18 protein-coding genes are annotated in these 20,906 nt (G+C 44.3%); 7 read left to right on the top strand and 11 right to left on the bottom strand.

The annotated features are described in order from the left end of the window. Positions 1-407: 407 nt before the first annotated feature. The 3 genes from AAFN85_RS01015 to AAFN85_RS01005 all read right to left on the bottom strand — a co-directional run bounded on the left by AAFN85_RS01015 (position 408) and on the right by AAFN85_RS01005 (position 3,627). Complete coding sequence (locus tag AAFN85_RS01015) at positions 408-1,742, bottom strand: APC family permease (protein ID WP_347525055.1); 1,335 nt, start codon at positions 1,740-1,742, stop codon at positions 408-410. 204 nt (positions 1,743-1,946) lie between these two features. Continuing rightward, a complete protein-coding gene (locus AAFN85_RS01010; RefSeq protein ID WP_347525053.1) occupies positions 1,947-2,795 on the bottom strand; it encodes a neutral zinc metallopeptidase in 849 nt (282 codons plus the stop codon). 133 nt (positions 2,796-2,928) lie between these two features. After that, entirely contained in the window at positions 2,929-3,627 is a 699-nt protein-coding gene (locus AAFN85_RS01005; RefSeq protein ID WP_347525051.1) for an SIMPL domain-containing protein, read from the bottom strand. Between the two features lie 353 nt (positions 3,628-3,980). Here AAFN85_RS01005 and AAFN85_RS01000 point away from each other — a divergent pair, with 353 nt between their 5' ends. The 4 genes from AAFN85_RS01000 (at position 3,981) to AAFN85_RS00985 (ending at position 8,638) form a co-directional block, all read left to right on the top strand. After that, positions 3,981-4,751 carry a Ku protein gene (locus AAFN85_RS01000; protein ID WP_347525049.1) on the top strand — a complete coding sequence of 257 codons (771 nt, stop codon included), beginning with the start codon at positions 3,981-3,983 and terminating at the stop codon, positions 4,749-4,751. Positions 4,752-4,966: 215 nt separating this feature from the next. Next, positions 4,967-5,512, top strand: a complete 546-nt coding sequence (locus tag AAFN85_RS00995; RefSeq protein ID WP_347525047.1) for a ferritin-like domain-containing protein — start codon at positions 4,967-4,969, stop codon at positions 5,510-5,512. A 329-nt stretch (positions 5,513-5,841) separates the two neighbouring features. After that, the gene (locus tag AAFN85_RS00990) at positions 5,842-7,218 is read left to right on the top strand and encodes a hypothetical protein (protein WP_347525045.1); all 1,377 of its coding nucleotides are present in this window, start codon (positions 5,842-5,844) and stop codon (positions 7,216-7,218) included. 40 nt (positions 7,219-7,258) lie between these two features. Then, positions 7,259-8,638 carry a hypothetical protein gene (locus tag AAFN85_RS00985; protein ID WP_347525043.1) on the top strand — a complete coding sequence of 460 codons (1,380 nt, stop codon included), beginning with the start codon at positions 7,259-7,261 and terminating at the stop codon, positions 8,636-8,638. Between the two features lie 135 nt (positions 8,639-8,773). Here AAFN85_RS00985 and AAFN85_RS00980 read toward each other — a convergent pair whose 3' ends face one another. Next, positions 8,774-9,937, bottom strand: coding sequence for a hypothetical protein (locus tag AAFN85_RS00980; RefSeq protein WP_347525041.1), 1,164 nt, complete (start codon positions 9,935-9,937; stop codon positions 8,774-8,776). Between the two features lie 169 nt (positions 9,938-10,106). Between AAFN85_RS00980 and AAFN85_RS00975 the strand changes: the two genes are divergently transcribed. Beyond that, positions 10,107-11,753, top strand: a complete 1,647-nt coding sequence (locus AAFN85_RS00975) for a M28 family metallopeptidase (protein WP_347525039.1) — start codon at positions 10,107-10,109, stop codon at positions 11,751-11,753. A 186-nt stretch (positions 11,754-11,939) separates the two neighbouring features. Here the strand turns inward: AAFN85_RS00975 and AAFN85_RS00970 are convergent, their stop codons facing one another. The 3 genes from AAFN85_RS00970 to AAFN85_RS00960 form a co-directional block, all read right to left on the bottom strand. Then, positions 11,940-12,314 (bottom strand): TM2 domain-containing protein, encoded by a 375-nt coding sequence (locus AAFN85_RS00970; protein WP_347525037.1) that lies wholly within the window; start codon positions 12,312-12,314, stop codon positions 11,940-11,942. A gap of 511 nt (positions 12,315-12,825) precedes the next feature. After that, positions 12,826-13,134 (bottom strand): DUF2752 domain-containing protein, encoded by a 309-nt coding sequence (locus AAFN85_RS00965; RefSeq protein WP_347525035.1) that lies wholly within the window; start codon positions 13,132-13,134, stop codon positions 12,826-12,828. Then, positions 13,127-13,537, bottom strand: a complete 411-nt coding sequence (locus AAFN85_RS00960; RefSeq protein ID WP_347525033.1) for a DUF4199 domain-containing protein — start codon at positions 13,535-13,537, stop codon at positions 13,127-13,129. The genes AAFN85_RS00965 and AAFN85_RS00960 overlap by 8 nt, the downstream gene beginning before the upstream one ends. Before the next feature lie 157 nt (positions 13,538-13,694). Between AAFN85_RS00960 and mfd the strand changes: the two genes are divergently transcribed. Continuing rightward, positions 13,695-17,042: a transcription-repair coupling factor gene (gene mfd, locus AAFN85_RS00955; RefSeq protein ID WP_347525031.1), complete on the top strand. Its 3,348-nt coding sequence runs from the start codon at positions 13,695-13,697 to the stop codon at positions 17,040-17,042. A 432-nt stretch (positions 17,043-17,474) separates the two neighbouring features. Here the strand turns inward: mfd and AAFN85_RS00950 are convergent, their stop codons facing one another. From AAFN85_RS00950 to hpt, 4 genes are all read right to left on the bottom strand, one after another. After that, positions 17,475-17,684, bottom strand: coding sequence for a DUF2281 domain-containing protein (locus AAFN85_RS00950; protein WP_347525029.1), 210 nt, complete (start codon positions 17,682-17,684; stop codon positions 17,475-17,477). 49 nt (positions 17,685-17,733) lie between these two features. After that, positions 17,734-18,264 carry a hypothetical protein gene (locus AAFN85_RS00945; RefSeq protein WP_347525027.1) on the bottom strand — a complete coding sequence of 177 codons (531 nt, stop codon included), beginning with the start codon at positions 18,262-18,264 and terminating at the stop codon, positions 17,734-17,736. Between the two features lie 96 nt (positions 18,265-18,360). Then, positions 18,361-18,861: a hypothetical protein gene (locus AAFN85_RS00940; protein WP_347525025.1), complete on the bottom strand. Its 501-nt coding sequence runs from the start codon at positions 18,859-18,861 to the stop codon at positions 18,361-18,363. Between the two features lie 116 nt (positions 18,862-18,977). Beyond that, entirely contained in the window at positions 18,978-19,517 is a 540-nt protein-coding gene (gene hpt / locus AAFN85_RS00935) for a hypoxanthine phosphoribosyltransferase (RefSeq protein ID WP_347525023.1), read from the bottom strand. A 146-nt stretch (positions 19,518-19,663) separates the two neighbouring features. Here hpt and AAFN85_RS00930 point away from each other — a divergent pair, with 146 nt between their 5' ends. Further along, positions 19,664-20,896 carry a pitrilysin family protein gene (locus tag AAFN85_RS00930; RefSeq protein WP_347525021.1) on the top strand — a complete coding sequence of 411 codons (1,233 nt, stop codon included), beginning with the start codon at positions 19,664-19,666 and terminating at the stop codon, positions 20,894-20,896. The last annotated feature ends 10 nt before the right edge of the window (positions 20,897-20,906 follow it).

Here is a 20,906-nt window from a genome sequence, read left to right as displayed (position 1 = left end):
TCATAGATATCTGTATAATATCCGCAACCGATTAAAAGTTTTAGAAAAAGTATTTTTAAGAAGGATGATTTAAGTTATTAATTGTAGAGACGCATCACATGCGTCTATCGTATGCAATTTAAGGAAGCTAATTGATGAGCAACGCCGCTTGTCCTGCGGGAGACGCATGTGATGCGTCTCTACATAAAAATCTCCAACCATTTTTAAACAAGTCTTTGAAAACAGATCCAAAATCAAAATATGGGCGTTCCCGTTAGCCAACGGGCGGGCTTTACGCTGCAAATCCTCGCCAGGCTTACACAGAGGCCACCGCGGCTGTGGGTTTTCCGCTGCAATCCCTAACGCCGCCCTCGCACCTCTCCCTTTTAGATACAATACCCCAATGGTAACTCTTTGGTTAAAACCACTTAGTTGCTATATTTCCTACTCTGTAACCACCCATTAAACCGAACACCTCCCCAAGCAACCCATGCACTCGATAGGGCCAGTACAGCAAACAAAGCCGCTTTAAAAGCTTCGTCCGATGAGGTAAAAGCACCGATCAAAGCAACAGCATAAACACCCAGCGGTAGCAACAAAACCAGGCAAAGCGCCCCTACTCCCAACGGAATACGAAACGGACGGATCTTATCCGGCTCTTTTAATCTTAACCTGATCAACGATACATACTCCAACGAAAGCCCGGCACCATAGACAGTAACATCGATGATGAGCAGTTCGCCGAACGACCATAGTACCATCAGGCTCACCACCAACGAACAGATAATAATTGATATATAAGGCGTTTTAAACCTGCTATGCAGCTTACTGACAAAACGGGGCAATAACTTATCATCGGCCATTACCTGCGGCACACGCGATACCGAAAGCAGCACCGCCGCGTAAATCCCTAACGAACTGGCCATACCTCCCAACGCAATTACAGATCCAAGCCATCGCCCGGCAATCAATTCGCCCAGTGCCGGAAAGCCATCATTTTCAAGCTTAGCATGGTTAATGCCCGATTGCTGCGCCACCCAAATGGTAAAGAAATAAACAACCATCACCAGGCCGAAAGCACTCAGCACAGATATTAAGTAAGAGCGCACCGGTTTTTCAACTTCTTCAGCATAAGTGGTTACATTATCCCAGCCCAGGCAGTTCCACATCACGGTATATAATGCTGTACCAAACGACGGAAAGTTAACCCCGCTAAATGAAGGTGCCGGAATATGCAAACTACCACCCTTCTGGTAAAAAAACAGAACAACAACAATAATAAAAGGCGTTATCACCAGCGCACTCAAAACCAACGACACCTTGCCAACCGGCACGATACCCAATATATTCAAACCCGCCGAAGCCCATATAATCACCAGACAAACCGCCAGCTTATGCTGAGCCAGATCGGGGTAAAAATAAGTGGCATAAAGTACAAAGAGCACAGGATAAATGGCCAGGTCAATAAAAGTATACAACCAGGTCCACCAGCCTTCAACAAAACCCCAGTGGGTGCCTAAAGCATATTTTACCCACCGGTAATAGCCACCGGTAATGGGCATCATGCTGTTAAGCTCAAGCACAGTAAAAATTGCCGGCACATCCCACAGCAAAGGGGTGATCAGTAAAATAGGTATAGCCGCGTTATTTCCGGCATAGCTAAGCAACTGCTCAAGCCCATACGGCCCGCCAGATACGGTAAAGAAAATTACAGCCACAAGCTGTATAGGACGTATTTTTTTTAATGACGCTGATGAGGGCATAAGCTATAAAAATATAACTTATGCGGTAATTTTTAAGGTTTTTTTGGTGGGCGTAGTAGATAGGATCTGCCTCGCGCGACATAATTAAAAAAGTTTGTCATGCTGAGCGATAGCGAAGCATCTTCTTCAACAAGCACGGCTGCTATACAGGGCGAAGAAGATGCTTCGCTATCGCTCAGCATGACAAAGGACAAATGTCATTTTTTATTCCAAATCCCCGTTCCCAAACGTATCTCCCTGGTTAATATCCCCAGTTTCGAAACCCTTTTTAAACCAGTACACACGCTGAGCGCTGGTACCATGGGTAAAGCTATCGGGCTCAACATGGCCCTGGGCTTGTTTTTGCAAACGGTCATCGCCAATGGCGTTGGCTGCGTTGAGGGCTTCTTCAACATCTCCCTTGTCAAGTACGTTTTTCATGGTTTGTTCGTAGTGCGCCCATACACCGGCATAAAAATCGGCCTGTAGTTCCAGCTTTACAGATAGCTTATTGTACGCTTTCCGGCTTAATCTCGATCGGGCTGCATCCATTTTTTGCGAGATACCAAGCAGGTTTTGCACGTGGTGACCAACCTCGTGCGCTATTACATAGGCCTGCGCGAAATCGCCGCCGGCCCCAAAACGATTTTTTAGTTCGTCATAAAATGAAAGGTCTATATAAACCTTCGAATCGCCGGGGCAATAAAACGGGCCGGTCGCCGAAGTGGCGTTCCCGCAAGCCGATTCAACAAAATTGTTAAACAATCCAAGTCGGGGTTTTTCATAGGTGCGGCCCATATCATTAAAAAGCTTTGTCCAGATGTCTTCGGTATCGGCCAATATCACACGTACAAAGTGCTTGCCCTCATCTTCGGGACCATTATTGGCGCTTTGCTCCTGCCTGGGTTGATTGGTAGCAACCTGGTTTAATACCGCCGAAGGATCGATCCCCGTAAAAAAATAAATAGCGGCCCCTATCAGGCCAAGTAAACCGCCGCTGATAGCCAGGCGACCGCCGCCGCCACCACGTTCGTCATCAACATTATCGCTTTCGCGTCTGCCAAACCATTGCATAATCCAGGATGTGATTAAAGTTTTACTTCCAAAAACCCAAAGAGAATTTGTTATCCAAAATAATGAAAAAAGCCCCTGTTTGTTTTAACAGAGGCTTCAGTTTTTTAAGCTCCCCCTTCGGGGAATAGGGGAGTTACTTTGCTATCTCAAATACAGCCTGGATCTGGAAGTTCAGTTTAATGGTTTTAAAGCTGATATCCGAATCGCCTACGTTGTTATCGGCAGTTTTGAATGATACCGTGTTGGCCATAGCGTACATACGTGGCTGCGGGAAGCTGCTATTATCACTTTCGGTAATACTGATGGCACCGCCCAATTTTTCGCCAAGGGCTGCAAGCAGGTAAGTAGCTTTATCGCGGGCTGCAAGCAGGGCTTTAATTTTAAGGTCGCGTTTCAGGTCGGCCATTTTCGAGTAGTCGTAGCTATCGATATTGGTAGATTGGATGCCTTTAGGATCAATTTTCGACATGATCTGGTTAAACTTGTTCAAATCACGCACGCGCAAACAGTATTGTTTACCGGCCAAAAAATCCGGTGTTTTCTTTTTTTGATAGGTGTTATTCCAGGCCGATACATTGTTTACCGTAAAATCTGACGGTTGAATGCCGGCCTCTTTAACGGCTTTTTCAAGTTGTGCCTCAAGGTCATTAATGGCAATGTGTTTTTTGCCATCCATATATTCCTGTAGTGATATGGTCACGTTGATAATATCGGGAGTAACCTCCTGCTCGGCAATGCCGGTAACTTCAATTTTACGCCTCAAGTCAACATTTTGGGCAAAAGCGCCAAAGGTAGTTGCTAATAGTGCGGCAAGGATAAATAGCTTTTTCATGTGTATGTTATTTGATGATATGACTAAGGTAACGGGCATTTGGTTTAATTTGTAACAGCGAGGCTACAATTATTTGCTAAGCGATTGATATGCATGTAAATAAAACAAGCGGCGGTTTTGTTTGAGGGAAATGTGCATAGCGCTGAATTTACTCACCCGGTCTACGCTTCGCTGGACCACCCTCTCTACTGCAAGCAGTAAAGAGGGATAGAGAACTTTTTTTCTTATCCACTATCCCCTCTTTACGCGAAGCGTAGAGAGGGGTGGCGAGCGCAGCGATGCTGGGGTGAGTAAACCGCCTGGCAAACCCTTTCCCCATTTATCAGTTATACAACTATTAAAACTACATGATCATGAGGTCGATATGGAAAGGCTCGATAGGTTTTGGGTTGGTGAGCATCCCTGTTAAATTATTTTCGGCGGTCGAGACCAGCTCACTTGATTTTGATATGCTGGATAGCCGCGATCATGCCCGCATCCGTTACCAGCGGGTTAACGAAAACACGCATAAAGAAGTACCCTACGATAAAATTGTAAAAGGCTACAAGCTCAATGACGAATATGTAATTGTTGACGACAGCGATTTTGAAGATGCCGCTCCCGAAAAAAGTAAGGTTATTGAAATAGAAAGCTTTGTTGATATTGCCGATGTAAACCCCATGTTTTACGAAACATCGTACTATACCGAACCCGATACCAAAAACAACAAGGCCTATGCCCTGCTGATCCAGGCGCTTACCCAATCAAAAAAAGCCGGACTGGCTCGTTTTGTTTTGCGCAGTACCGAAAGCCTTTGCATTGTTCACCCGCTTAAAAATGTTTTGGTGGTAACCCGCATCCGTTTCGGTCAGGAAATTCGCGGCACCGAAGATCTGAACCTGCCCGATAAAGTAACGGTGAGCAAAAAAGAACTGGATATGGGCCTAAACCTCATCAACCAGTATGCGGAAGATTTTGATGTATCCAAATTTAAGGATGAATACAATGACGAGTTACTCAAAATTATCGAAGCAAAAGCCAAAGGCAAGCGCGCCAAAGTTAAAAAGCTTAAACCACGTGAAACCGGCAGCGATGACTTGTACGATCAATTAATGGCGAGCTTGAAGACAAAAAAGGGGGCTTAATAAGTTCCAAGTCTTAAGTAAAAAGTTTTAAGTCGGAAAATTCCTTAAAACCAGTCACCCTGTTTAGTTTTTAGAACTTATGGTTTTAAACCTCTCCCTTGATCGCTTTGTTGCTCACACTCAAATTGTCGTAATAATTAATTTATTGTTCAATTAAATATTTTTTGGCGCTGTGTTTGTAGTTTCCTATCCGGAAAACATTAAAAACATCTATCATGGCAACCACTAAAGTAAAAACACCCGAACAAACCGAAAGCGTGCAGGAATCTGCATTGAATGAATTATTTATCGACGAGTTAAAAGACATTTACTGGGCCGAAAAGCACCTGGTAAAAGCACTGCCTAAAATGGCCAAAGCTGCCACTTCCGACGAGCTACGCTCGGCTATTGAAACCCACATTGAAGAAACCGAGCGTCAGATCACCCGCCTTGAAGATGCCTTTGCATCTATCGGCCAAAAAGCCGTGGCCGTTAAATGTGAAGCGATGGCCGGCCTGATCAAAGAGGGCGAAGAAATTGTTGCCGAAACAGAAAAGGGCAGCTTAACCCGCGACGCAGGTATTATTTCGGCAGCGCAAAAAATTGAGCATTATGAAATTGCTTCGTACGGTACCCTGCGCACCATGGCCAGCGTTTTAGGCTATGACCATGCCGCAGAATTGCTGGATTCAACCTTACAGGAAGAAAAAAACTGTGATGGTTTGCTGACTCAGATTGCCGAAGCGGGGATCAACAAATCATCAAAAGCAGAAAAAGCTTAAACTATTTAGTAGTTTTTTAAGAGCGGTCGCGGAGAGGTTTTCTTCGCGGCCGTTTTTGTTGATGGATAGATGTGCCGCCACACTAAAAGCAGGGGTTGTGCGATTCCCTCCCATGGGAGGGTGTAGGGAGGGGTTTATACGCCAATCCTTTCAGCCAGTTCGGCGCATAAACCCCTCCCTGCCACCGCACTTGCCATCGCGCCCCTCCCCAAGGAGGGAACCAAGAAGCCTGCTTTGTTAATTAACTCGACCCGCTAATTACATATTAATTAAAACATTTCTACAAACAAAAATCACCAAACAGGGTTTAGGACAAAAACCGACGCCCTATGAAACAATTCCTGCTGGTATTATTTGCTCTTTCATTTTTCTGTTCAGATAACCTTTTCGCTCAGGGCAAGCTTAACGGTGTTTACGCCGGCTGCGAGTTTTCACCAAGCCCCATATTTGGCGGCGGCATGAGCCGGCGTGATATTTCCGTACTTTTTCGGCCTGATGGTACTTTTAATGATGTACTTGAGCGTGCTGATTGGAAAACCAATGTAAGCGGGAAATATGAAATAAGCAGCGGCAAAGTAACTCTTAAATATGCAAAAGGCTCATCGGTATATACTTTAAAAGGCAATTCGCTTTTCGGCTATGGGTATCAGATGGATAAAGTGCAGGGCAACACCATCCCGGCAGGTTATTACTCGTTTGTAAGCGCTATGGGCGGCAGTGGCGGCAGTACCACATATGTTGGCGCTACAACCAGGCGGGGATTGAATTTTGACGGTAAGGGCCATTTCAGCAATTCCCGATTATCAACTACTGCTATATCAGGCGAGAATGTTGCCGGTGGCAGTACCGCCAGTGCAAGCGGCAGCGGCACATATAAAATAAACGAGGGTGCCCTTACATTAACTTTTAATGATGGCCGCACCGAACAGCACAGCTTTTTTTGCGACCTGAATATTAAAACGCGCATGGCCGTTGTTGATGGCAGTATCTACTTTTCAGAAAGTGACGATAATAATACTAAACCAACTACCGCAGCCAAAACAGCAAGAACAGCTAATACATCCTCCAATAACGCAAGCACAGTAGCTCCGGACGGAAAAGCACTTCTTTTAAAAGCAAACGCGGCACACGGCGGCGATAAACTGAATACTTTGAAAACAGTGCGCCTAACTGGCTCGGTTTCCGGGTTAAAAGTTATTGAACTAATTGATATCCCTAACAGCAAAGTGCGGGTTGAAGTATGGAAAAACGGCAAGCCTGTTTCGGTACAACAAGCCGAAGGCAATACCGGCTGGCAATGGAATGGAAGTAATAAATCAGATTTGCCGGCCAATAACGTTGCCGAGGTTAAAACAGCTTTATACACCGGCGTGCTGGGCTTACGTAAACCGCTGCTTAGCCAGCTGCAAATTGTAAAAACTCAAAAAGTACCTAACAATAACATTTACACCGTTGCCTGTAAACTAAATGGTGCCGATTGTGTATTTGCCATCAATGATCAAAGCCAGTTGATGGCTTATGGTTACCAGCTGGGTAGCAAAACATCCTATTCGGTGGTTTCAGATCTTCGGCCGGTACAAGGCATCACCCTCCCTTTTCATGAAAACTCCACAAGTGGTGATCAAAAACTAAATATACAATACGATAATATAGATATGAACCCTGTGCTTGACGCGCAAAACTGGGCAACGCCAACAGGGAATTAGCCCATAACCCATTTTACCAACAGATAAAAACCTACACACGATGAAACAATTCCTGCTGATACTATTTGCTTTTTTATTTTGCTGTGCAGATCATGCTTCTACCCAAACCAGGCTTGATGGCGTTTATGCCGGATGCGAGTTTACGCTTAGTCCGCTGATTGGTAGCGGCATGAACCGCCGCGACGTTGCCATCCTCTTCCGGCCCGATGGTACTTTTAACGAAGAAATGAGCGGTGCCGATTGGAAAACACACGTAAGTGGCAAATATCAGGTAGCCAATGGCGAGGTTACGATGCATTACCCTAAAAGCACTTACCACTATACCATAACCAAGTATGGTTCGCTGTTTTGCTACAGTTACGAATTGTTCAAATTACAAGGCGATAAATTGCCGCCCGGATATTACGCGTTTACCAATGGCACAACCGGCGGCGGCCCCGGTAGCGGGATGGCCTTTGTTGGTTCGATGAGCCAGCGTGGGTTACAGTTTGATGCCAATGGCAATTTCAGCGATTCGCATTCGTCAGTCGCGGTTGTATCTGCCGATGCCATAGGCGGCGGTGCCAGCAAAAGCGGCGGCGGCAGCGGTACCTATAAATTAAACAAGGGGGTGCTTATACTTACTTTTAAAGATGGGCACACCGAACAGCACAGCTTTTTCTGCGATATGGATACCAAAAACCGGATGGCTATATGCGATGGCAAAGTGTTTTTCGCGAAAGATGAGGACCAAAGCGCAAAAACAAGCACACCGGTAAAATCGGCCACAGCATCAACATCTACTACTACCAACATCGCCGCTGCCGATGGCAAAGCCTTGCTATTAAAAGCTAACGCGGCGCATGGAGGCGATAAATTGAACAGCCTTAAAACCGCTCGCTTAACAGGTTCCGTTGCAGGGTTAAAAGTTGTTGAATTGATCGATATCCCCGGCAATAAAGTGCGAGTTGAAGTATGGAAAAATGGCAAACCGGTCTCAGTACAGCAAACCGAAGGCGATAGTGGTTGGCAATGGAGCAACGGCAGTAAAACAGATTTACCGACAGTAGGTGTAGCCGGGATCAAAACAGCCTTGTACACCGGTGTAATTGGCTTACGTAAATCGGCATTGGATCAAATGCAGATCGTGAACACCCAGAAAGTCCCTAACAGTAATGCTTACGCTATTGCTTGTAAACTGAATGGCAACGATTTTGTATTTGCCATAAATGATCGTAACCAACTGATGGCTTATGCTTATAAGGTAGGCAGTAAAGCCTCATCCTCCGTTGTATCTGACATGCGGCCGGTGCAGGGCATCACAATTCCTTTTCGCGAAGCCTCAACAAGTGGAGGACAAAAGCTCGAGATCCAATACGACAATATGGATGTGAACCCGGTGTTTGATGCGCAAAGCTGGGCGGTGCCGCAAGGGAGTTAAATACAGCTTTTGAGTCAAGACTTACGAAGTTTTAAAAACTTCGTAAGTCTTATCTGCTTTGTCACATACCTCTTCTTCCATTTGTAACACTGAGGGATGGCAACGCTTTTTTACCTTGTAATGAGCAAATCGAGTTCAGGCAGATAATTTATTCGGCTTTAAATACAGGTAATCATTTTTAAAATCGAGTATCATATTAAAACGCTTTAAAAGTCCATTACCAAAAAAGTTCATTTCAAAGCCTACCGGGTTTTTGCCTGTTAAAATAAGCGTGGCCACATTGGCAACAGGAAAGCCATTTACCCTGAAAAGCGGTGCTTCCACAATCCTGATCTGGTATCCTGTTCCTCGGGGATCGTGGAGCACGGATGACTTGATCAATTTCAAATCGGTAGGAAAATTATTACGGGCTACCCAGCCGCTATCAACAATCAGCTCCTGTTCGGAACCGGTATCCATCGAAAACTTGCCAGTATATTTTTTACCGGCTATTTCAAACGCGCCGTTAGCATAGCCAAACCCTCGTACAAAGCCAATCTTCGACCTTTCGTAACCTTTCAGTCCAGTGGCTGGCTGGTTATGGATAATGATCCGGCTATTATCATAATCAACCTCTACCTGTTTGCCCTCAAACAAATTCCAACCAAAGCGGCCATCCATCTCATGCGAGGTTATGCCTGTAGGCAGTATTTCCTGGTTATGCCAAATTGCTGTGCCCAATTGCAGCTTTTCCGCTTTGTTCATCGTATTAAAATTGGGCTTTGCTTTATCTGCCAATACATCGGCATGGTTGGACAACAGTTTTGTTTTTTTGATGATGGCATCCCGGGTTAAATGAAAATCGAACGAGCTTACATCAAAACCAAGGTTCAATGTATCCATATCATTCAATACAGCTTTTACGGCGATAGCATTAAATGCGGTAAGCTTAAATGGAATAGTGTCATTTTTCTGTGTAGTATTCCGCTTGCTTTCTGGCGGGATAGCGCTGGCTATCCTTGTAAAGCACGAATCCTTGCCGTTAAGCAGGATTACAAAATCAAACCGGGTACCGGGTTTTACTTTTACCCTTATCGAATCGATATCGGTGTAAAAAGTAACCCACTTGGTTTGGCGTGTCCTGTCGGCGGTGTAAACATCCGGTCGGGTTTTGGGAGATAACGACCAGGCATTTTTATCCAAAAAGCCGCCATCGTTAATAGCTATGCTTTTGGATGTCGCTTTAATAACAGGAAGTTTATTTTGGCCTGCAGCCATTCCCGATACTAACAATCCTATCGAAAGAAAAATATATTTCATTGTTTTTTAGGTATAGCTTAAAGATACACCGCGATTAAACAATTACAAATAACAACGCCATTTCATTCTCATTTCTCCTGTATATGCGTTCCCTCTTTCATATTTTACTAACTATTTATGTAAATTCGGTTCATTAGCATAATTACCGCTTTTTTAATATCTGTTGACTATGAAACACAAACTCCTTAAACTTTCCTTTTTGGGCGGGCTTGCCCTTTTTGCAGCCTGCCAGAACAATAAAACCGTACCCGCTGAAAAATCGGTTACCGGTGCCGACATCAAAAAATATATTTCGGCGCTGGCCAACGATTCGATGATGGGCCGCAAGCCTTTTACCGCTGGCGAAACCAAGGCCATCAATTATATTGCTGAACAGTTTAAAAAGATAGGTTTGGAACCGGGCAATAACGGGAGCTATTTTCAAGACGTACCGCTGGTTGAGATCACCAGTTCCCCATCGCCCGCAATGGAAATTAGCGGCGGTAAACAACCCTTATCATTAAAAGTAACAGATGATTTTGTGACCTTTAGCCGCCGTGAGGTTGATTCGGTATCGCTTAAAAACTCGCCTTTGGTGTTTGCAGGCTACGGTGTAGTAGCACCAGAATATCACTGGAATGATTATGCGGGCCTTGATGTAAAAGGTAAAACCGTTGTAGTGCTGGTAAACGATCCGGGCTTTAAAAACGGCGACCCGCACTTTTTTAAAGGCGATACCATGACCTACTACGGCCGCTGGACCTATAAATACGAAGAAGCCGCCCGTCAGGGTGCTGCCGGGGTACTCATTATCCACCAAACCGAACCGGCAAGCTACGGCTGGGAAGTAGTATCAAACAGCAATACCGGCGCTAAACTTTACCTGCAGCAAGCCGATAAGCACATGAACCGTTGCAAGGTTGAAGGCTGGATAACCGAGGCGGCAGGCAAAAAACTACTGGCGCAAGCGGGCATCACCGGCGATTTCCGCGCCCTGGCCCGCAAAAAAGATTTTAAAGCGATACCGCTTAACCAATCGGTTACTTTAACTATCAATAATAAACTGAAGTACTCTACATCGCATAATGTTGTGGCTACACTAAAAGGTAGCAGCCAGCCTAACGAATATGTGTTGTACAGCGCACATTGGGATCACCTTGGCGTAGGAAAACCCAATGCCAAAGGAGATAGCATTTACAACGGCGCAGTTGATAATGCCGATGGTGTTGCCGCCATGCTCAGCGTAGCCAAAGCTTTTGTTAAGGCGCAGGAAAAACCGAAACGCTCAATTGTTTTCCTGGCAGTAACGGCTGAAGAACAAGGTCTTTTAGGTTCTGAATATTACGCAACCCACCCTATTTTCCCGCTCAACAAAACCGTGGCCGACCTTAATATGGATGCCCTTGGCGATTATGGCGAAACGAAAGACATAGCCGTAACCGGCAAAGGCCAAAACGACTTGGAAGATTATGTTGAAGAGATAGCGAAAAATGATGGCCTTACTACGGTTGGCGACAGGCACCCTGGGTCTGGCAGCTACTACCGGTCGGACCATTTTAACTTTGCCAAGGTAGGTGTACCTGCTGTAGATATCAATACAGGCAGCATCAGCGTGGTACATGATAAGGCATATGGCGAGGCCCAACAAAAAGATTATGGCGACAACCGCTATCATCAACAGGCCGATAATTATAGCGATACCATGGATGCAACGGGCATGGCGCAAATTGCTGATATCCTTTACCGCGTGGGCACCAAATTGAGCGCCGAAACAACATTCCCGGGTTGGAAAGCGGGTTCGGAGTTTAAGGAGATCAGGGACAAATCGATGAAGTAAAATTCTCTTTTACTTACATGTCATTGCGAGCGCAGCGCGGCAACCGCACAGAAGCATAGCCGCCCTTTATAGCATGCGATTGCCACGCTGCGCTCGCAATGACATGTTTTACGTTTTTAATAACATAAAAAAATCCACCCCGTAACAGAAGGTGGATTTTTTGTTGATATATAGTGAAACTACTCCTTAAAGAGGTTTGTTGTTGCTCATTTTGGCGATATTGAAACTTTCGTAGGCCATTTGGCGGTTGTAATCGTTGGCGATGGTTTTGTAGTTGATCAAATCAACAATGGTACCGATAAAGCAGAAACCGGCGGTGAAAAAGTACAGGATACCCATACCTATCTGATCTGTCATGAAGCGTTGTACACCTGATACACCAAGGAAACCGGCCAATGTTGCGAACATGATGTCTTGTGGGTTACGCCTTTTGCTGGCATAGAATGACATAAAAACGCGTGCCTGGTCTTCTGTTAACTGGGCTGTAGCCTGTTGCAGAAATGTATATTCTTCGGAAGTGATACCGTCGAATGACATATATGGATTTTGATAGGTGTTCATTTTAGTAAGTTTTAAAGTTTGCGATTGTTTTATGATGTAAAGGTATCGCGGCAGCATACAAACGCCTATGGGAGATAGGTTAGCGGAGATAAGATGTCGGTAAAAGGATAGGTTTTGGCGGTGAAAAATGGAGGAGAAATTTTACCGACGGGGTGCGTACTTATTCATTTCATTGTGAGTAAGTAAAAACTGAGGTCTCTGAAAGAAATATGACATTCGCCCATTTGTCATGCTGAGGTACGAAGCATCTTCTTCGCTCTGTATAGCGGCCATGCTTGTTGAAGAAGATCCTTCGCTATCGCTGCCATTGACAAGTCTATAACGCGTTGATAATCAGACGCGCAAAAATATCATCTGCAATGCTATTATTTGCGCGCAAATAAACCTTACTCAGGATGACAAACCTTTTTTAACTTGTCATGGGTAGCGCAACGTGGCAACCGCACGTAAGCACGGTCGCCCTGTATAGCATGCGATTGCTTCGTAGTACCTCCTCGCAAATAACGTCGGGTTAAACCGCGCTCCTAAACTGCCTTCCCTCCTGCAACCTTGCCCTGGTAAGCACAAAAATGCGGTTAAGTATTACTGCTAAAGCGGGGATGCCTAGCCAGTGCGCGTTGAATGAGCGTGCTACATCGCCATGCAGCAGGTAAATAATGCTGTGCCTCAGGCCGCAACCGGGGCACCAGCCTATTCCCATCAATTTAAGCGGGCATAGTGTAAAATGCGACTCTTCGGTTGGTGAAGTCATCGCCATGGATAGCACGGCGGCAATCCAGAAAAACAATTCGAAGTATCTCGAAAAAAATCGCTTAATCAACCTTGTTTGCTCTATTAGTGAACAACAGCGATGCCGCGAAGGCGAGCAGCACCCCAACTATCAATGCACCAAATATCCGTTCAGAAAAATCTTTAATATTATTGCCCGATGATGATACGTAGCTGATATAAAGGATGGATCCGAAAACGGCTATGATACCGCCTACAATTAAAATTTTAAAACTTTGAAAAAGGGCCTCTAAAAAACCCATCTGCCCCTTGCACTCGTTGTTACGATAGCTCCAGATGCCAAAAAACAAACCGATTGCCGGTATAACGAACGAAAAATACTCGGCCGGGGATACCACATCTTTTTGCGGCATCACACCTAAACGGGGCATCAAAAAGATCCATAGTATGCTTAATATGCCGATAATGCCCCCTGATAAAACTGCATTTTTCATGATTATAAATTTATTTGGGTTTATAAATATGTTTATGCCTGCTTACATGCATAAATTTATCATTTAAAAGTAAATAAGCCTGCATATTGTTTGCATTAATTTTTAGGTTCAACGCTTTTTAATCGGGCTTTGGTTTTTTGCTTATCTTTGCGCCGATTTGAATATCCGCGATATATTAGACAGATACAAAGCTGATGACCGGATCAAAGCGTTGGCCACCGCGCTCAACGCCTCAAAAAATCCAAGGGTTCAGCTCCGTGGTTTGGTGGGATCAAGCGATTCGGCCATGGCGGTAGCTTTGTACTTTTTGCAGCACAAACACATGGTGTTTGTGCTGCCCGACCGTGAGGAAGCCGGCTATTTCCAGGCCGATCTGGAAAACCTTACCGGTAAAGAAGCCCTGCTCTTCCCCTCATCTTACCGCAAACCATTTGAGTTTACCCAGCCCGATAGCAGCAACTTACTTGCCCGCGCCGAGGTACTGAATGAGCTTAACCACAGCACCGAATATGGCCAGCTGATAGTTACCTACCCAGAGGCCCTCGCCGAAAAGGTAATAGACCGTGCCGCACTCGAAAAAAACACCCTCGAAATCGCTGTTGAAAATAAACTGAGCATTGATTTTATCAACGAATTTTTAATTGAATACGATTTTGAGCGCGTTGAGTTTGTGTACGAGCCGGGTCAATTTTCTATTCGCGGCGGTATAGTTGATATCTTCTCGTTTTCGCACATGCTGCCCTACCGGGTGGAGTTTTTTGGCGACTATATCGAATCTATCCGCACCTTCGAGATCGAGAGCCAGCTTTCGGCCGAGCGGGTTAAAAGCATCACCATTGTACCTAACGTGCAATCGAAGTTTTTAACCGAAAACAATATTTCATTGCTGGAATATGTTGAGCCGGGAACGCAGGTATGGATAAAAGATGTTCAGTTTACACTGGATATTATTCAAACAGGCTACAAAAAAGCAGTTAACCTTTGGAAGGCTCTTTCTGCCGATGAAAAAACGCAAAACCCGGATTGGATAGACCCTAAATTCGGCTTTACGGATGAGAAATTGATTGGCGATCAGCTGCATGATTTCCCGGTGGTAGAGTTTGGGAAGCAGTTTTTTTATAACGATGCTTCGGTTATCAATTTTGATATGCGTCCGCAGCCATCGTTCAATAAAGATTTTACGCTGCTGATCCACAACTTTAAAAATAACGAAGCCGATAAGATCGAGAATTTTATCCTCACCGATTCTGCCAAACAGGTTGAGCGTTTATATGCCATTCTGGACGATCTGGATAAAACCGTAAAATTTACGCCGATCAGCATTTCGGTACGTGAAGGTTTTATCGATCAGGGACAAAAATTAGCCTGCTATACCGATCACCAGATCTTCGATCGCTACTACAAATACAAAACCCGCAAAGGCTACCAGCGCTCGCAGGCCATCACCCTGAAAGAACTGCGCGACCTCAAGCCCGGCGATTTTGTAACCCATATTGACCATGGCATTGGCAAATACGCCGGTCTGGAAAAGGTTGATGTAAACGGCAAACAACAGGAAATGATCCGCTTAATTTATGCCGATAACGATCTGCTGTATGTAAACATCAACTCACTTAACCGCATCTCTAAATTCAGCGGCAAAGAGGGTACCGTTCCTCGTATGAACAAGCTGGGTACTGATACCTGGGAGCGCCTCAAAAAAACAACAAAAAAAAAAGTTAAGGACATAGCCCGCGATCTGATCAAGCTTTATGCCGTACGTAAGGCCCAGCACGGCAATGCCTTCTCGCCCGATAGTTACCTGCAAACCGAACTGGAAGCTTCTTTCCTGTACGAGGATACCCCCGACCAGGAAAAAGCCACGGCCGATTTCAAAAAAGACATGGAATCGCCCCACCCTATGGACCGCCTCATTTGCGGCGACGTAGGTTTCGGTAAAACCGAAGTGGCGGTGCGTGCGGCATTCAAGGCTGTTGCTGATAGCAAGCAGGTGGCCATACTGGTGCCGACCACCATTTTAGCGGCCCAGCACTACAAAACTTTTACCGATAGGCTTAAAGGCTTCCCTGCCAATATTGATTATGTAAACCGCTTTAAATCGAGCCGTCAGATCAAGGATACGCTGGAGAAACTGAAGGAAGGCAAGGTTGATATCATCATCGGCACACATCGTTTGGTGAGTAAAGATGTGAAGTTTAAGGATCTCGGTTTGATGATCATCGACGAGGAGCAAAAATTCGGCGTATCAACCAAAGAGAAGCTGAAACAGATGCGCGCCAATGTGGATACGCTTACGCTAACCGCTACGCCTATCCCGCGTACGCTGCATTTCTCGTTAATGGGCGCGCGCGATCTTTCCATCATATCAACACCACCACCAAATCGCCAGCCGGTAGTTACCGAGCTGCATGTGTTTAACGATAAACTGATAAAAGAAGCTGTTGAGTTTGAAATTGACCGCGGTGGGCAGATCTTCTTTATCCATAACCGCGTTGCCGATTTGCCACAACTGGGAGGCATGATCCGCAAGCTGGTACCAAAAGCAAGGATAGGCATAGCCCACGGTCAGCTGGAAGGCGATGACCTGGAAGATGTGATGCTGAAGTTTGTAAACCACGAGTATGATGTACTGGTGGCTACAACCATTATCGAGGCCGGCTTGGATATCCCTAACGCCAATACTATTATCATTAACTACGCCCACATGTTTGGCCTGAGCGATCTGCACCAGATGCGCGGCCGCGTGGGCAGGAGCAATAAAAAGGCTTATTGTTACCTGTTAAGTCCGCCATTATCAACTTTAACCAGCGAGGCCCGCAAACGTCTTAGCGCCATTGAGGAGTTTAGTGATCTTGGTAGCGGCTTCAACGTAGCCATGCGCGATCTGGATATCCGCGGCAGCGGTAACCTGCTTGGTGCCGAGCAAAGTGGCTTTATTGCAGAGATAGGCTTCGAGATGTACCACAAGATATTAGACGAAGCCATACAAGAGTTAAAAGATGATGAGTTTAAAGATGTATTCCCCGAGGATAAGCCACGGCCATACATCTCCTTCACTCAAATTGATACTGACCTGGAGATATTGATCCCTGATGAATACGTGACCAATATTTCTGAACGCTACAACCTGTACACCGAACTTTCCAAACTGGAAAATGAGGTTGAACTGGAGGCCTTTCAACAAAAACTGCATGATAGGTTTGGCCCGGTGCCTCCGCAGGTTAACAGCCTGCTCAATACCATGCGTTTACAATGGCTGGGTAAAGCGATTGGGTTTGAAAAGATCTCTCTTAAAAAGAATGTGTTGCGGGGATATTTTATCACCAACCAGCAATCAAGCTATTTTGAAACCGAAGCTTTCCGTAATGTGCTGGATTTTGTGAAGAATAACCCAAGGCGCACCAGTTTGAAAGAAGTGAAGAATACACTTCGTTTAGGTATTGAGGGGATTGATAGTGTTGATGAAGCGGTGAGTTTATTGAGTGAGGTTGCGGGGATAGGGTAGTTATTTGGTAAGGCTCAAGCCCGTATAATCCCTACCAAACCACATTCAAAACGTCGCCGTATAATTTAAACTTGTCATCAGCCGATAACATGATCGCATTTTCCTGAACAGCAGTTGCAATCAGTAATCGATCAAAAGGATCGCGATGATTTTCGAAAAGGGGAACTTCTTCATAAAAATACAAATGATTATTATGAATGCTTAGAAAGGTAAAATCATCAGCTATTGCCTGATGATATATCTCTTCTATAGTTACAGTTGTGTTTGGGATTTTGCCTATCTTTAATTTGATAGCGATCTCAAATAAGCTTACCTGGCTAAATAGTATTATGTTTTCAGGATCCTAAATTATCGATAAAACCTTATCTGAAATACGTGGATTATTTTCCTGAAAACAAATCAGGCAATGGGTATCTAACAGATACTTCGCCATTACATATAATCATTAAGATCACTCAACGGTTCGTTGAAATCATCGGGCAACGAAATTTTTCCTTTTAACCCTCCCGGTTGTCGTTTAGCTGGTTTATTAGCCTGCTCGGTAAGAAAAGTAATGATCACTTCCGTTTTAGATTGAACAGGAGCTTCCTCGCTCATAACGATGCGTCCTTTTTCGTAATATCCTTTTATAGTTGCAAGCATGATACACAAATATACAAAACAGAAAACATACTCAGCACCAACCGTCGCACTACAAAATCACCACAGGCCAATACACTTTCTTAAATCGACTACACACATCAACCATTTCCTTTCCGTGCACAGGCTTCATCCAGCCATAAATTTCATTCTGCAATCCCTGGTTATTTTTATCCAGCATAATACCTGTTTCAAAAACTACAATACCATCATGTACCAGGTAAAAAGTACTGTTAACAGTAGCCATATCGCCATTTTCATTGCATTTAAAACTCCAGCTTTTTTGCATTTGCTTTAACAGGTTTATATCATCTGTTTTAAGGCATATGCGTTTCGATATAAGCGGATGCAGGTCTTGAAAATCTTCAGGAACAATTACAAGATAGGCGCTCCACTCCCCCTGCGAGAAATCATAGTTTGAAAACGGGTTCAACTCTTTGCCGGATACCGCCCTTGGAAGGCTATTATTTAGTCTATCATTAGCAGTTGCAGATAGCGGCAAAACAATATTATAACCTGTTAATCCAAGAGCAATAAAAACCAAAAGCAAACCGGCAAGCAGCACTTTTATAACCTTTTTCATAAAGGTAAAATACCGCTATTTTATTATTCCAGCTACCTAAAACAAAAAAGCCGCCGACCTACGCCGACAGCTTTCAATAAAATGCTTTAATAAAATTTAGTAAATAGCAAGGTTGTAATTAATAGTTTGCCCTGCTTCAAGATAAAGTGTTGGCGCTACTGTTTTATCCGAATCATTGATCACGCCATCACCGTTGGTATCTTTAAATTTTACAGAACCAATTGTTGCAACCGGTGTTTGTGCCGGGCTGCTGTCAATTTCACTTTGGGTTTTAAAAATGCCAATGGGTATTAAACCATTATAATAGCTTTTCTGGGTGCCTTTTTCGGCAACAATAAAGTACCCGCCTATATAATCAACTTGCGATGTTATCTTTCCTGAAGCATCAGTTGTTAGTGTATAAGCTGGCGACGAGCCATTATTTGCTTTATTCGGATCGTCGTATAGCTTTATAGTAGCTCCAGATGATGCTGTTCCGGTTAAACCATTGGTTACCGTGATATTTACATTTGATGTTGCAGGCGATTCTTTATCGCACGATGAAAATAAAAAAGATGCTGCTACACAGCCACACAAAAGTAAAGATGTATATTTCATAAAGCCTAAAACGCCGCCAGCATGTTATTGTTTTAATTGGGGCGTTAGAAAACTCTCGTACAACTACCTGTTTAATAGCAAAATGAGCTTTTAAAAGCTCATTTTGGGTGTTTTTGTTAGTTTACTTTTTTGTAAATATCGGCCAGGTTCCGGCCCATTTCTTTATAATCCAAACCGTATCCAACCACAAATTCGTTTCCAATTTCAAAGCCTATATATTTAAGCTCTTCAATCTTTTTTTGCAGGGCTGCGGGCTTTAATAGCAATGAACACATTGTTAACGAGGCAGGCTCCTTCAGCTTTAGTTTTTCAATTAAATAGTGCGCGGTATTACCAGTATCAACAATATCTTCAATAATTAATACATCGCGGCCTTTAATATCTATCGAAAGGTCAATATCCTCGCGGATCTTTAGCGTACTGGTGGTGCCGCCGTAGTACGAGGCCAGTTTGGTGAAGTTAATTTCGCAGGGGATGGTTACTTGTTTTATCAGGTCGGCAGTAAAAAGGAAGCCGCCGTTAAGCACACCAATTATCAGGGGTACTGTATCTTTAAAGTCTTCGTTTATTTGTACGCCAATGGCTTTTACACGTTCTTCAATCTTATCGGCGGTTATAAGAGTTTCAAATCCGAGGTCAGCAATCTGTTTTTTCATTTTCAAGGGGTCAGTTTAAGGTATCCCAATATTTTGCCTAAAAGTTCTAACCGTAGCAAAACTTGGTTTAAACGCCTAAAATACTATAAATCACTTACAATAACATGAAAAATAATTGTGACAGATAAGCTTATCTTTGCAGCCTGATGACAGACTATCAACTTTTTACCCTGCCCAACGGCATCCGGATCCTTCATAAACATTGGCCATCGGCAATTACCCATTGCTGCTTTATTGTAAACGCAGGCTCGCGCGATGAACAACCCGGACAGGAAGGCCTGGCGCATTTTATTGAACACCTGCTGTTTAAAGAAACCGAGCGCCGCAATACCAACCAGATCCTGAACCGCCTTGAGCTGGTAGGTGCAGATTTGAACGCATATACTACTAAAGAATATACCTGCATTCACGCCTCCTTGCTAAACCAGCACCTGGAGCGCACGATGGACTTGTTTGAAGATCTTTTATTCCACTCTACTTTCCCCGAAGATGAGCAGGAAAAAGAGCGCGGTGTAATTTTAGACGAGATAGCATCCTACCTCGACCAGCCGGAAGAAGCCATTCAGGATGATTTTGAAGAACTCCTGTTTAAAGGGCACCCAATAGGCCAAAACATTTTAGGTACGCCCGAAAGCGTTGGCAAGCTTAATGGCGATAACATCAGGCAATTTATATCGGCCAATTATAACACCAACGAGATGATCTTCGCGGTGCATGGCAACTATGATTTTAAAAAACTGGTGGCGTTATCCCAAAAATACTTTGGCGCGGTGGCCGGTCATCAGCCTCAAAAAAACAGGCTGACTCCCTGTGTTACGCCAAGCGGCATACATATCATTAACAAACCTATTTCGCAAACACATTGTATTATTGGCGGAGAGGCATATTCATCGTCGCATGCCAATAAATGGGGACTATTATTACTTAATAACCTGTTGGGCGGTATAGGTATGAGCAGCAGACTTAATTTAGAGGTTAGGGAAAAACATGGTATCGCCTACACTGTCGAATCAAACTATACCCCCTTAACCGATACCGGTATTTTTTCCATTTATTTTGGTACCGATACCGAAAAGGCGGCAAAAGCTTCAAAACTGATCCATAAAGAATTAAAAAAACTGCGCGATCAAAAACTGGGTAGCCTGCAATTGCACCAGGCGCGGCAAAAGTTTATTGGCCAGATAGCCCTGGCCGAAGAGAACCGCATGAGTGTGATCATAGCCATGGCCAAAAGCATGATAGATTTTAACCAGGTTGATACCCTGGAAGAAATTTTTGAGAAGATAAACGCCGTAAGCGCCGAACAATTGTTAGAGATAAGTAACGAAATTTTTGATCCCAACCGCTTGATCACTTTGCTGTTTGAGCCTAAGCAATAATCCTTTATTT

The organism is Mucilaginibacter sp. CAU 1740 (assembly GCF_039839285.1).
Classification (GTDB): Bacteria; Bacteroidota; Bacteroidia; order Sphingobacteriales; family Sphingobacteriaceae; genus Mucilaginibacter.
Note: the sequence above shows the minus strand (reverse complement) of the source record. Positions and strands in the feature narration are given on the sequence as shown.

Coding starts and splice junctions, on each gene's coding strand:
- AAFN85_RS00970 (WP_347525037.1), bottom strand. CDS start 12,314: ATGAACACCTATCAAAATCCATATATGTCATTCGACGGTATCACTTCC.
- AAFN85_RS00950 (WP_347525029.1), bottom strand. CDS start 17,684: ATGCTTGCAACTATAAAAGGATATTACGAAAAAGGACGCATCGTTATG.
- hpt (WP_347525023.1), bottom strand. CDS start 19,517: ATGAAAAAACAGATTGCTGACCTCGGATTTGAAACTCTTATAACCGCC.
- AAFN85_RS01000 (WP_347525049.1), top strand. CDS start 3,981: ATGAGGTCGATATGGAAAGGCTCGATAGGTTTTGGGTTGGTGAGCATC.
- AAFN85_RS00990 (WP_347525045.1), top strand. CDS start 5,842: ATGAAACAATTCCTGCTGGTATTATTTGCTCTTTCATTTTTCTGTTCA.
- AAFN85_RS00930 (WP_347525021.1), top strand. CDS start 19,664: ATGACAGACTATCAACTTTTTACCCTGCCCAACGGCATCCGGATCCTT.
- AAFN85_RS00985 (WP_347525043.1), top strand. CDS start 7,259: ATGAAACAATTCCTGCTGATACTATTTGCTTTTTTATTTTGCTGTGCA.
- AAFN85_RS01015 (WP_347525055.1), bottom strand. CDS start 1,742: ATGCCCTCATCAGCGTCATTAAAAAAAATACGTCCTATACAGCTTGTG.
- AAFN85_RS00995 (WP_347525047.1), top strand. CDS start 4,967: ATGGCAACCACTAAAGTAAAAACACCCGAACAAACCGAAAGCGTGCAG.
- AAFN85_RS00980 (WP_347525041.1), bottom strand. CDS start 9,937: ATGAAATATATTTTTCTTTCGATAGGATTGTTAGTATCGGGAATGGCT.
- AAFN85_RS01005 (WP_347525051.1), bottom strand. CDS start 3,627: ATGAAAAAGCTATTTATCCTTGCCGCACTATTAGCAACTACCTTTGGC.
- AAFN85_RS00960 (WP_347525033.1), bottom strand. CDS start 13,537: ATGAAAAATGCAGTTTTATCAGGGGGCATTATCGGCATATTAAGCATA.
- AAFN85_RS01010 (WP_347525053.1), bottom strand. CDS start 2,795: ATGCAATGGTTTGGCAGACGCGAAAGCGATAATGTTGATGACGAACGT.
- AAFN85_RS00975 (WP_347525039.1), top strand. CDS start 10,107: ATGAAACACAAACTCCTTAAACTTTCCTTTTTGGGCGGGCTTGCCCTT.
- AAFN85_RS00940 (WP_347525025.1), bottom strand. CDS start 18,861: ATGAAATATACATCTTTACTTTTGTGTGGCTGTGTAGCAGCATCTTTT.
- AAFN85_RS00945 (WP_347525027.1), bottom strand. CDS start 18,264: ATGAAAAAGGTTATAAAAGTGCTGCTTGCCGGTTTGCTTTTGGTTTTT.